The 13,510-nt window shown below is 34.2% G+C and carries 10 protein-coding genes and 1 riboswitch; of the genes, 9 read left to right on the plus strand and 1 reads right to left on the minus strand.

Annotation, left to right across the window (positions count from 1 at the left end):
• Positions 1–2: 2 nt before the first annotated feature.
• The 7 genes from HS848_RS07605 (at position 3) to HS848_RS07635 (ending at position 7,880) form a co-directional block, all read left to right on the plus strand.
• Positions 3–833: a pyruvate, water dikinase regulatory protein gene (locus HS848_RS07605; protein ID WP_198611860.1), complete on the plus strand. Its 831-nt coding sequence runs from the start codon at positions 3–5 to the stop codon at positions 831–833.
• Between the two features lie 383 nt (positions 834–1,216).
• Positions 1,217–2,710, plus strand: coding sequence for an L-lactate dehydrogenase (quinone) (gene lqo, locus HS848_RS07610; protein WP_198611861.1), 1,494 nt, complete (start codon positions 1,217–1,219; stop codon positions 2,708–2,710).
• A 428-nt stretch (positions 2,711–3,138) separates the two neighbouring features.
• Positions 3,139–4,578, plus strand: coding sequence for a 6-phospho-beta-glucosidase (locus HS848_RS07615; protein ID WP_198611862.1), 1,440 nt, complete (start codon positions 3,139–3,141; stop codon positions 4,576–4,578).
• Between the two features lie 188 nt (positions 4,579–4,766).
• The gene (locus HS848_RS07620; RefSeq protein ID WP_198611863.1) at positions 4,767–5,633 is read left to right on the plus strand and encodes a class I SAM-dependent methyltransferase; all 867 of its coding nucleotides are present in this window, start codon (positions 4,767–4,769) and stop codon (positions 5,631–5,633) included.
• Positions 5,633–5,947 (plus strand): YciI family protein, encoded by a 315-nt coding sequence (locus HS848_RS07625; protein ID WP_107507042.1) that lies wholly within the window; start codon positions 5,633–5,635, stop codon positions 5,945–5,947. Before HS848_RS07620 ends, HS848_RS07625 begins: the two co-directional genes overlap by 1 nt.
• Positions 5,948–6,105: 158 nt before the next feature.
• Positions 6,106–6,687 carry a PadR family transcriptional regulator gene (locus HS848_RS07630; RefSeq protein ID WP_198611864.1) on the plus strand — a complete coding sequence of 194 codons (582 nt, stop codon included), beginning with the start codon at positions 6,106–6,108 and terminating at the stop codon, positions 6,685–6,687.
• 20 nt (positions 6,688–6,707) lie between these two features.
• Positions 6,708–7,880, plus strand: a complete 1,173-nt coding sequence (locus tag HS848_RS07635; RefSeq protein WP_198611865.1) for an FAD-dependent oxidoreductase — start codon at positions 6,708–6,710, stop codon at positions 7,878–7,880.
• Positions 7,881–7,998: 118 nt separating this feature from the next.
• Here HS848_RS07635 and HS848_RS07640 read toward each other — a convergent pair whose 3' ends face one another.
• Positions 7,999–8,889, minus strand: coding sequence for a fructose bisphosphate aldolase (locus tag HS848_RS07640; RefSeq protein ID WP_107507045.1), 891 nt, complete (start codon positions 8,887–8,889; stop codon positions 7,999–8,001).
• 425 nt (positions 8,890–9,314) lie between these two features.
• Between HS848_RS07640 and HS848_RS07645 the strand changes: the two genes are divergently transcribed.
• Together HS848_RS07645 and thiC are read left to right on the plus strand one after the other, a co-directional pair.
• On the plus strand, positions 9,315–10,649 hold the full coding sequence (locus HS848_RS07645; protein WP_198611866.1) for a putative glycoside hydrolase: 1,335 nt from the start codon (positions 9,315–9,317) through the stop codon (positions 10,647–10,649).
• Between the two features lie 763 nt (positions 10,650–11,412).
• Positions 11,413–11,515: riboswitch (TPP riboswitch) on the plus strand.
• Positions 11,516–11,700: 185 nt separating this feature from the next.
• Complete coding sequence (gene thiC, locus HS848_RS07650; RefSeq protein ID WP_198611867.1) at positions 11,701–13,437, plus strand: phosphomethylpyrimidine synthase ThiC; 1,737 nt, start codon at positions 11,701–11,703, stop codon at positions 13,435–13,437.
• Positions 13,438–13,510: the final 73 nt, after the last annotated feature.

The following is a 13,510-nucleotide window of genomic DNA, read 5'->3' on the forward strand; positions in this document are numbered from 1 at the left end:
ACGTGAACGAAACTCAATCTAATGAACAAGCCTTAAAGTTATTTATAGTATCTGATTCTATTGGTGAAACAGCACAACGAATGATTCATGCGACACTAACACAATTTCCCGACTTAACAGACATTAAAATTAAGAAGTTTCCTTACATCAAAGATGAAAATGAATTCTTAAATGTTTTAAACTTAGCCCGTGAACAACACGCAATTGTCGCAACGACATTGGTAGGTGAATCTTTCAATGCCTTAGGACATGAATATGCGAGAGAACACGACATTCCCTACATCGATTATATGTCCGATTTAATTCGTATGGTTGAAAAAGTAACCCATCAACAACCGCTAATGGAAAGTGGCGCATTACGTAAATTAAACGACGAATATTTTGAACGCATTGAAGCCATTGAGTACTCAGTTAAGTACGATGATGGTAAACATTTTACAGATATTGGAGAAGCGGATGCCTTAATCGTAGGTGTGTCACGTACTTCAAAAACACCATTAAGTATGTACTTAGCAAACAAAGGTTATAAAATCGCTAATATTCCATTAGTTCCTGAAATTGAAATTCCGGACAATGTATATAAACAAAAAGGGTTAAAAGTATTCGGCTTAACTGCTAGTCCACAATATATAGCGAACATACGCAAAAATCGTGCAGAAACTTTAGGACTATCAAGTGAATCAAGATATAATAACTTGGATCGAATTAAGAAAGAATTGGCTTATGCCGAAGAAGTATTTAAGAAATTAAATGCAACAGTGATTAATACAGAATATAAATCTATCGAAGAATCCGCATTTTATATTGAAAAGTTTTTACAACCTAAGCAATAAAATGAACATCTAGGAGATAACTTCTCCACTTATAGGCTTGGAGGTGATTTAATTAGAATCACCTTCAAGTCTTTTTATATAATATGAGTTATGTTTTTGGGGGTAAAGAGTGGTTAAGATTTTCGGGATTAAATTAGATTTCTGTCTGATTCCCACTTCTTTTTTTAAACGAAAAAATTGGGGTCAAATGTATTAAATTAAGATTATATTAAAAATGTTTTTATTTCGGTTTCATCAATTTACAATTTACCATATTTGTTTTAACATAATAGTGAAAGACTTAACAAACATTTTAAGGGACAATATTACTTTATAAATAGAAATTAGAAAGTAGTAATATTCTGATGTATTGTTAACTAATAAATTTGGAGAGGTGTACAACCATGGCAGAATCAAAAGACGTCATTTTAATTGGTGCTGGTGTCTTAAGTACAACATTTGGTTCTATGTTAAACGAGCTTGAACCTGATTGGAATATCAAGCTTTATGAACGTATGGATCGACCAGGCCTTGAAAGTTCTAACGAGCGCCACAATGCTGGTACTGGTCACGCTGCACTTTGTGAATTGAACTACACTGTTCAACAACCTGATGGTTCAATTGACATCGAAAAAGCAAAAGAAATTAACGAAGAATTTGAAATTTCAAAACAGTTCTGGGGTCACTTAGTGAAAGCAGGACACATTGAAAATCCAAGAGAATTTATTAATCCTCTTCCACATATCAGTTTTGTAAGAGGCGTTCATAATAAAGAATTCTTGAAAAAACGTTACGAAACAATGAGAAAATCTCCAATGTTCGATAACATCGAATACACTGAAGACATTGAAGTAATGAGAAAATGGATTCCATTAATGATGCAAGGTCGCGTTGATGATGGAAAAATGGCCGCTAGTAAAATCAACGAAGGTACAGACGTAAACTTCGGTGAATTAACTCGTAAAATGGCTAGACATTTAGAACAAGATGAACATGTTGAAGTTAAATATAGCCATCAAGTTCTAGATTTCGAACGTTTATCAAACGGTAAATGGCAAGTTAAAATCAAAGACCTTAAAACTGGTAACGTATTTGAAGAAGTTACTGACTATGTATTTATCGGTGCCGGCGGTGCTGCGATTCCATTACTACAAAAAACAGGAATCCCTGAAAGTAAACATTTAGGTGGTTTCCCTATCACTGGTCAATTCTTAGCTTGTACTAACCCACAAGTTATCGAAGAACATGAAGCGAAAGTTTACGGTAAAGAGCCACCAGGCACACCACCAATGACTGTGCCTCACCTTGATGCACGTTACATTGATGGTCAAAGAACATTATTATTCGGACCATTCGCTAATGTAGGACCTAAATTCCTTAAAAATGGTTCAAACTTAGATTTATTCAAATCTATCAAACCGTATAACCTTACTACAATGTTAGCTGCAGCGGTTAAAAACTTACCATTAATCAAATATTCATTTGATCAAATCATCATGACTAAAGAAGGTTGTATGAACCACTTACGTACATTCTATCCTGAAGCACGTGATAAAGATTGGGAATTATACACTGCAGGTAAACGTGTACAAGTTATTAAAGATACTGAAAAAGAAGGTAAAGGATTTATCCAATTCGGTACAGAAGTGGTTAACTCTGAAGACCATTCAGTAATTGCTTTACTTGGTGAATCACCAGGGGCATCTACTTCAGTATCAGTAGCATTAGAAGTTCTTGAGAAAAACTTCCCAGCACAAATCGGCGCATGGAAAGCTAAAATCAAAGAAATGATTCCTTCATATGGTGAATCATTAATTGAAGACGTTGAATTAATGAGAAAAACACGTCGTCAAACTTCTAAAGACCTTGAATTAGGTTACTACGAAGACGCTAAATAATATTACTCGTAGACTAACGAGATTATTTTAAATAGAAGGCCCATAAATGAGTTTGTTGAAAATTCATTTATGGGTCTTTTTATATTGTTATTTTGTATTGATTTGCTCCCTTGCCGCGGGCATGGCTTGAGCCTGTAGTCTCAAGGCACATGCTATTCCTGCAGGCGTGTCGCAATCAATACGTTGTTGAAAATAATTGAAGTCTGAATAATTTCTAAGGTGTTTTAAAGATTATATGTTACTTCAATATCTCGATTTATACTTGTTATTTTTAGCAGTCTCAGGGTATTAAAATAGTAAAATTATTGAACATTATACGGTACATGGGAAGTTATCGTGGGTGATGTTCAACATGTTAAGGCTAAGGATAAAGTGATTACAGTAGTTAAAAAATAAAGTATAAATAAAGAGGAAAGAGGTTTTATATTATGGCTAAATTACCAAAAGATTTTTTATGGGGTGGCGCATTGGCTGCCAATCAATTTGAAGGTGGCTACGATAAAGGTGGCAAAGGGTTAAGTGTTATCGATGTGATGACGGCAGGTGCACACGGTCAAGCACGTGAGATTACCCAACAAGTTGACCCAGATAAATATTATCCAAACCATGTAGGTATTGACTTCTACAATCGCTATAAAGAAGATGTGAAATTATTTAGTGATATGGGCTTAAAATGTTTACGTACCTCTATTGCGTGGACACGTATTTTCCCTAATGGCGATGAAAGTGAACCGAATGAAGAAGGTTTACAATTCTACGATGATTTATTTGATGAATTATTAAAATATAATATTCAACCTGTCATTACATTATCACATTTTGAAATGCCATTACATTTAGCACGTGAGTATGGTGGTTTCAGAAATCGTAAAGTGGCAGACTTCTTTGCTCATTTTGCAGAAACAGTGTTTAAACGTTATAAAGATAAAGTGAAATATTGGATGACATTTAATGAGATTAATAACCAAATGGATATCAATAATCCAATCTTCTTATGGACAAATTCAGGCGTATCGTTAACTGATGAGGATAATAAGCAAGAAGTGTTATATCAAGTGGCGCATAATGAATTAATTGCGAGTGCCAAAGCTGTGAAAATCGGTAAAGAAATTAATCCAGATTTCGAAATTGGTGCAATGATTTCTCACGTTCCAATTTACCCATACAGTTGTAATCCTCAAGATATCATGGAAGCTGAGATTGCTAGTCGACTACGTTTCTTCTTCCCAGATGTGCATGTGCGTGGTTATTATCCAGGTTATGCAACGAAGATGTTTGAACGTGAACATATCGATATTGGTTGGCAAGATGGCGATGATGAAATTTTACGCGAAGGTAAAGTCGATTACATTGGTTTCAGTTATTACATGTCTACAGTAGTTAAGCACGATAATGAAGTAAGCGTTGAAGATAATATTGTAAATGGCGGCTTACCTAATTCTGTTGAGAATCCTTATATTGAGAAGAGCGATTGGGGATGGGCGATTGATCCAGTAGGCTTACGTTATACATTGAATACGCTATATAATCGTTACCAAATTCCTTTATTTATTGTTGAAAATGGCTTCGGCGCAGTAGATGAGTTTGAAGAAGGTGGTACAATTCAAGATGACTACCGTATCGATTATTTACGTGAACATATTAATGCGGCAATTGAAGCGGTAGATCAAGATGGCGTAGAGTTAATGGGTTATACGCCATGGGGAATTATTGATATCGTCTCATTTACGACTGGTGAAATGAAAAAACGTTACGGTTTGATTCATGTGGATCGTGATAATGATGGTCATGGTACGCTTGAACGTACTAAAAAAGCATCATTTGATTGGTATCGCAATGTGATTGAATCAAATGGCGAATCATTATAATTACATTATTGAATAGATTTAAATATAGACCACCAAATAATTTTATTTAAAGTTATTTGGTGGTTTTTTAAAATCCGAATAAGGTTATTTTCATCTAATAACTATTAAATGCTAGGCTGAATTTTTTAAATAATACTGAGTTGAGGTTAAACTATGAGTATCATATGAACGCAAAGGAGATGACATGTATGAGTACAGATATTTTTAGTAATCAGTTTTGGGAAGAGGCATGGGAGAATGATGAGAACACACAAGATAAGAGAATGAAGCGTGCGGGTTTAGGTGATCCAGAGGCACCTGGTTTTGAAAAGTGGGCGCAAAACTTTAACGCGAACTCATTTACTGAAAAGAGCCAACAACGCACTGCCCGCATTATGAAATGGGTGGAAAAACAAACAGGGCATTTAGGTGACTTGAGTATATTAGATATAGGTGCGGCATCAGGCGTTTTTAGTATTCCTTTTGCACAACAAGGGGCTAAAGTCACAAGTTTAGAGCCTTCGAACGTCTTACATGAGATGTTAAATGATAACGCAAAACATTACGGGGTTACATTAAACACTATTAATCAATCATTTGAAGATGTAGACATTGCTACAATAGGCCAACACGATTTAGTCTTTGCTTCAATGTGCCCGGCCGTAACTACTTGGCAAGCAGTGAATAAAGCAATTGAAGCGGCTAAAAAGTTTGTCTATGTGAGTTTAATGGCAGGCCCTAAAGAAAATTCCGTTGTGGATGAGATCACTGCTTTTCTAGGTGTAGAGAGTCAACCTATGACTGCGGATATGTATTATTTACTTCAATTATTATATGGTAACGACTATACGTATGAAACATTAATCGAACGACACACGCAACATCAAGACAAATCTGTCGAAGAAGTTATGCAACAATTACCTACTTGGCTCAAAGAAGTAGAAGTTGAACTTGATGAAAGTCAACTTGAAGAAGCTCAACGCTATTTAGAAGACAAGTATGGAGAGAACGTGCCTGTTGTGACAGGCGGTAAATTTGGGAAGGTCTTAATCCATTTAGAAGAAGAGGGAGAGTAATGAAACATTATATCGTTAAGTTTGAACATACAGATTTAAAGGGGTGGAAGAAGAATGTGATTCCACATGTACTCTATTTACGTAAGTTAATTAAACAAGGCCACTTAATCGTCTCAGGGCCTACGGTTGATGAGCGCAAAGACGTGAAGGAAGCTTATTTAATTTTTAAAGTTAAAGATAAAACGCAACTAATGGAATTACTAGAGAAAGATCCATATTGGTATAAAGGTTTAGTATCTCATTATACTATCGATGAGTGGAAACCGTTATTTGGAAATTTAAGTCTTTTAGAAAATGAAGAATTTAATAAGTAATAGAAGATAAACGCTGTTCTGACGAGGTTGTTCGGAGCAGTATTTATTTTTTTAAAAATTATTTCGATATATCGCTTTACATTTAACGATATATCGTTTATTATATCGATATATCGAAAAAGTAATTAAAAATAATACAAGAAAAGGTGATTAATACGATGTTTAGAAGAAATGCACAAGATATGAGACAAAGAATGAACCAATTTGAACAATTTGATTTTGGTAAAGGACAAAGAGGATTTGATAAATTTGAACAATTCGGTGGTCGTCGTGGCGGAGGCCGTGACAGATTTTTCAAAAAAGGAAATTTACAATTCATTATTCTAAAAATGTTAGAAGAAGAATCACGTCATGGTTATCAAATTATTAAAGACTTAGAAGAACGCTTTAAAGGATTCTACTCACCAAGTCCAGGTTCTGTATATCCAATCTTACAAATGTTAGAAGATAGAGATTTTGTTTCTATTTCAAAAGATGGTAATAAAAAAGTCTATACAATTACTGAAGAAGGTAAAACATTCTTAAAAGACAATATCGACCAAGATGAATTCACACAACGTTTGAACCAATTTGATAATGTTGATTTCGAACAAATGAAAGCAACACGTGAACAGTTACAGGAAGTTTTCCACGGATTTATGAAAGCGAGTCAACAAGCATTACAAGATGAAGAAACTAAAAAAGAATTTGACGCATTTGTTGAAGAAACTAAAGAAAGACTAGAAAAATTCAATAAATAATTATTTGGGGGTATATGGGAATGAATATTAAAGATGTAAAACGTGTGGGTATTATCGGCGGTGGCCCTGGTGGCTTAATGTTAGGACTACTATTACAACAACAAGGGTTTGAAGTTAATATTTTTGAAAAAGCGGGCTTAGAAGTGAATGCAGACCGTGGAGGCTCTTTAGATATTCATGAAGAAAGTGGTCAATTACCTCTGAAAGAAACAGGAATTATCGATAAATTTAAAGAACTTGCACGTTTTGAAGGCGAAGACACTCGTGTTTTAGATAAGAATGGCACAGTATATTATGAAGAAACAGCAGATCCTGAAGTAGAAGGTGGCCGACCTGAAATTGATCGCGGTGAACTGTGCGATATTATCTCTGAACAATTGCATGATCATACAGTCATTTATGGTAAAGCATTTAAAGGATTAACTCATTTAGATAATAACCAAATTGAAGTTGAATTTGATGATGCCAGTACCATGACATTCGATTTCGTGGTAGGAGCTGATGGGGCCTTTTCAAAAGTAAGACCGTACTTAGCGAATGTAGATGTAGAATATAATGGCATTTCAATGGTGGAATTAAACGTTGAAGATGTCTTTAATCAACATCCCGACTTAGCTCAATTTAACAAAAATGGGAAAATGATGGCATTTGGTGACCATAAAGCGATACTAGGACAAGTTAACGGCGATGGACGTATAAAAGTCTATATGTCTTATCAAATGGATTTTGATGACTTTAATCAATTTAAAGCGATGAGCAAAGCAGAAATTAAAGAACAGTTATTAAAAGATTTTAGTGACTGGGACGCAGATTTGAAAAAATATATTGAATACGCTGGCGATGACTTATTGTTACGTCGTATTTATAAATTGCCAATAGGATTTAAATGGGAGAATCAAGCTAATTTAACTTTAATTGGTGATGCTGCACATTTAATGAGTCCGTTTGCGGGTGAAGGCGTGAATATGGCATTTTACGATGCGTATTTACTTGCCAAAGCGATTAAAGAACATGATGAGTTAAAAGATGCCCTACAAGCTTATGAAGCGGCTATGTATGAAACATCTCAACAAAGTGCCAGTGAATCACAAGCAAATTTAGAAGAAATGTTTGGAGATAACGCAGCGCAAAAATTTGGTGATTTCTTTAATCAAGTAGGAGAATTATTCGAGGAACATCAAAACCAACAATAGAATAATATAGCGATGACAAAATGAGTGTTCATCGCGAACTTATATCAAATGAAAGCTAGGACACCTGTAGAAGATGTCCTAGCTTTTTAGTTCATATTTATTACTAAAAGAGTGACTCTTAGTTTTTATTTACTGAAGCGTCGTAGATTGAATCTACTGCGTCACCTAATGCTTTATCAAATTCTTCTTGTGATTGGCTAGCACGTAAGTCACTTGCTAATGCACGTGAGAAGCTTGCGATTAAAGCATCGTTTTCTTTTAATAATTTGTTAGCTTCGTCTCTGCTGTAACCGCCAGATAATACAACTACGCGGACAACATTTGGATGATCTGCTAATTCTTTGTATAAGTTAGCTTTAGTAGGGATAGTTAATTTTAACATTACTAATTGATCATCGTTTAAAGCATCTAAGCCTTTTTTAAGTTCAGCTTTTAATACTTCTTCGATTTCAGCTTTGTCTTTAGCGTTAATGTTAACTTCAGGTTCGATGATTGGTACTAAACCTTTAGCAATAATTTGTTTAGCAAATTCGAATTGTTGTTCAACAACGTCTTTGATACCTTGTTCGTTTAATTCTAAGATATTAGAACGCATTTTAGTACCGAAGATATGACGTTCAACCGCACGGTCTAATGTGTCATCTAAGTCATCGATAGGTTTCATTAATTGAACACCGTTTTGTTGTTCAGCTAAACCTTTGTCGACTTTTAAGAAAGGAACAACGCCTTTATCTGCTAAATAGTCGCCAGTGTATTTGCCTTCAACTTCACGATCCATTGTTTGTTCGAAAAGGATAGCACCTAAAATTTTGTCTGGAGAGAATGAAGGTGAAGTTACTACTCTAGTACGCATATCGTGTACAAGTTGGAACATTTCATCATCGTTGCTATATTCGTCCTCGTTTACACCATATTCTTTTAATGCTTTTGGAGTACTACCGCCACTTTGGTCTAACGCTGCGATAAAACCTTTTCCATTAGTCATTTTTTCTAATTGTTCTTTATTCATTACTCTTTCCACTCCTTTAATTAACTTTCATATTTATTATGATAAAAATCATCTATATTCTCAAGCTATAAAACCTATATTTATTGAAAATTCTTATTTTACAGTTTATAGTTTCAAAAAATAGCCTTATTTATGCCATAACACACAGTTGAAAAGGTTAAACATTGGGAGGAATTGAGAATTTAGATGTTTTTAATTTCATTCCTGAGAAAAGGTAGCAGTATTTGTTATTAAAATTTAAAAGTATAAAAAAATAGTTGATTTGTTAAATAAAATCTTACAAAATCCAATATTGTTGAAGAAAATATGCTATTCTAAATGAAAGTTAGGTTCTTTTGCGTAGAATGTTTTAAATACTATAAATCGCTTACTTTTCTAATAAAAGAACCTAATTATACATATAAAAATTTTCGGAGGCTAAGGGAATGAAAAAGAACAAAATATTTGCTGTATTAACAACAAGTGCTTTGTTACTCGCTGCTTGCAGTAATGGAGATAATTCATCAGATAGCGGTCAAAAAGGGGACAGCCAGAAGAACGAACAATCTAATAGTCAAAGCGATAAGTTGAAAAAGAACAACGATAAAAACAACAATGAAAATAAAGTAGACTATCCTAAAGATGGCGTTAAAGGTATTTACGTTACAAGTAATTCAACACAAGGCGACAAGATGGATGAACTCGTTAAATTCATCAAAGATTCTAAATTGAATGCAATGGTTATCGACGTTAAAGATGACGAAGGTAACATTACTATGAAACTTAATACTGGTAACAAACAAGTAGACAAAAACACATTAGATATTGTTGATGGTAAGAAATTATTGAAAAAATTACACGACAACAATATTTATCCAATTGCACGTATCGTAACATTTAAAGATACAAAATTAGCTAATGAACATCCTGAATGGTCATTTAAAAATAGTGATGGTTCTGTATGGACAAATGGTAAAGGGGACAGCTTCATCAATCCATTTATGAAAGAAGTTTGGGACTATGATATTGATGTTGCGAAAGCAGCGGCTAAAGCTGGATTCCAAGACATTCAATTCGACTATGTTCGTTTCCCTGAAGGCTTTGAAAATGAAGCAGACAGCTTAACTTATAATAAAGGGTCTTATAAAGGTAGTAAGATGAGTTCAGGCGATCAACGTGTGGATACGATTACTAAATTCTTAGAACATGCCAACAAAGAATTAAAACCTATGGGTGTTAACGTATCAGCCGATGTATTTGGTTACTCTGCATTAGTTAAGAATGCACCAGGTATCGGTCAAAGCTTCCCTAAAATCTCTGAAAATGTAGACGCAATTTCATCAATGATTTATCCATCACACTGGAGTAATGGAGACTTTGGTTTAGACGCACCAGATACTGAACCTTATAAAACAGTTAACCGTTATATCCAAAAAGAAAATAAATTATTAGATACACTTGGTAAGAAAAAACCAATTTCTCGTCCATGGATTCAAGATTTCACTGCATCTTACTTAGGCGACGGTAATTATATTGATTACGATGCGAAAGCTGTATCAGAACAAGTTCAAGCGCTTAAAGATAATGGCGTAAATGAATTCTTATTATGGAATGCTGGTAATGAATATACCGAAGACGCAAACTATAATCCTAAAAAAGGTAACGCAAAAGAACAAGACCCTGAAGGCGTAGAACAAGAATCTAAAGACAAAGATAAAGAAAACAAAGAAAACCAAGATAATCAAGACAAAGAGAGCAAAGATAACTCAGAAAATAAATAAAACCTTTTATATATTTACTTGTTAAAGGCTATAATATCCTAGTGCAAAACTTTATATATGAAAATACAATCCCCTCACTGCTTTGGCGGTGAGGGGATTTTTAGTGTTAGCTATAGTCATTATTTGAATATCAGTGAGTAGGGATATGATTCATCCAATTTAAACTATTAATATTTTTTATCTCTTAATGAGTTATACTCATCTTTCTTTTTATTCTTCATTCTTTTAATAAAAATAGGATAAAAAATTATTAATAAAGTAATTAATGTTTTAGGTATCATTTCCAGTCCTCCTTAACTTTAGGGTAACATACTCTTTTCTTGGATGATTATTTAAATATATGTAATGTGAACAATCTAACAGCGGTAAGACATTTATTGGAATGTGAAAAGTACTTTTGCATATATAATTAACTCATGTTACAAAATGAGCTATAAAGTACTCTAGTAATATAAATGTAACCAGTATTCCATTAAATATAATAGAGTAATTTTACAGTTATATTTACAAATTAAGATAAATATAATATATTATAATTAGTCGAGTAAATAATAGTTTCAATATACATGTTGAAGCACTAAACGCCATCTGCTATGCCTATAGCAGACGGCGTTTTTTAGTAAATTGAAATATTCTTCTTGTTTAAATTATTATTTCCTCTATCTAACTTCCACTCCTAATATGGTGAATTAAATCTTAATTTGTAACTTTTTATCTTAATTGGTATACTAAAGCCATAATTGAATATCATCGCATATCAATTAATATTTGCTAGGGGTGCTTTTAAGTGCTGAGAGAGGAATATTTCTCAACCCTTTGGACTTGAACTAGATAATACTAGCGTAGGGAAGCAAATGGATAAAGTAAATTTAAAATAAAATATATTCGATACATATAAAACGACAGGATACGATTATGGTTGTCTCTATCAACCATCATTTTATTCTGTTTAATAATGTATTTTATTATTAATGATCGCTTTTTTCTAACAAATATATTCCTTTTTTGTGTGCTTAAAATTCTCTTAGTGCTATGATTATAGGAGGATTTTATGAAACAAGAAAACATTGAATTGAAAAAAGGTTTTCCAGCAAGTGAACGTGTATTTAAGCAAGGTGTAGACGAAGATATTCAGGTGCCATTTAGAAAGATTGAGTTATCTGATACACTATTCGACAATGAAAAGCGCCACAATGACCCTTTGTATGTGTACGACACAGCAGGCCCTTACCATGAAGATGATTATAAAGTAGACATTTTCAAAGGTATTCCAAAAACCCGTCATCATTGGATAGAGGAGCGAAACGATACTGAGACTTATATTGGACGTCGTATACAATCTATTGATAATGGTTTTAAAAAAGAAGGCCATAAAAATCTTGTTGAACACTCTTTTGACTACCAGCCGCGAAAAGCAAGTAAAGCCCATGCTATTACACAAATGTACTATGCTAAAAAAGGCATAATTACTAAAGAAATGAAATATGTGGCATGCCGAGAAGACGTGGACCCAGAATTTGTCCGTGAAGAAATTGCTAGAGGACGCGCCATTATTCCTAACAATGTAAATCACCCTGAATCTGAGCCAATGATTATTGGTAAGAATTTCCAAGTTAAAATTAATGCTAATATTGGTAACTCTATTGTTTCATCATCGATTGAAGCTGAAATAGAAAAGCTTGTATGGGCCATCCATTGGGGTGCAGATACAATCATGGATTTATCGACAGGCAAGAATATCCATTCTACTCGAGAATATTTATTGCGTAATTCTCCAGTGCCAGTAGGTACCGTGCCTATCTATCAAGCTTTGGAAAAGGTTGGCGGTGTAGCAGAGGATCTCACTTGGGAAATTTATCGAGATACGCTTATCGAACAAGCGGAACAAGGCGTAGATTATTTCACAATTCATGCGGGTGTGCGTCTACGTTATGTACCACTTACTGTAGATCGTCTCACTGGCATTGTTTCTCGAGGTGGCTCAATTATGGCGCAATGGTGTCTAGCACATCACGAAGAAAGCTTTTTATACGAACATTTTGATGATATTTGTGAGATATTAGCGCAATATGATATTGCTGTTTCATTAGGTGATGGCTTACGACCAGGTTCAATTTATGATGCGAATGATGAAAGTCAAATTGCAGAGTTGAAAACACTTGGAGAACTAACTGATATCGCTTGGAAACATGATGTACAAGTAATGATTGAAGGTCCTGGTCATATTCCTATGCATAAAATTAAAGAAAACCAAGAGTTAGCAGATTTCTATTGTAAAGAAGCGCCGTTCTACACACTTGGACCACTGACAACTGATATTGCACCAGCTTATGACCATATTACTTCAGCTATCGGGGCAGCTAACATTGCGAGCTATGGTACAGCAATGTTATGTTACGTAACACCTAAAGAACATCTTGGTTTACCAGATAAAGATGACGTGCGTGAAGGCGTGGTTACTTATAAAATTGCGGCCCATGCTGCCGATTTAGCAAAAGGTTTAAAAAACGCAGAAGAACGTGATAATGCGATAAGTAAAGCCCGTTTCGAGTTTAGATGGATTGATCAATTTAACTTGTCGTTAGACCCAGATAGAGCACGTGAGTATCATGACCAAACGTTACCGACTGAAGCGGCTAAAGTCGCACACTTCTGTAGTATGTGTGGTCCTAAATTCTGTTCAATGAAAATTTCGCATAATATCAGAGAAGATCATCGAGAGAAATTAGAAGGAATGAAAGAAAAAGCCGAAGAATTCAAAGAACAAGGTAGTAAAATTTATCATTAATATAAGATACTGTTACACAATTAAATTATAAAGTATCACATAAAATGCACCCTTAAAAGTTGGACTAAACAAT

It is taken from the genome of Staphylococcus caledonicus (assembly GCF_016238465.1).
GTDB lineage: Bacteria > Bacillota > Bacilli > Staphylococcales > Staphylococcaceae > Staphylococcus > Staphylococcus caledonicus.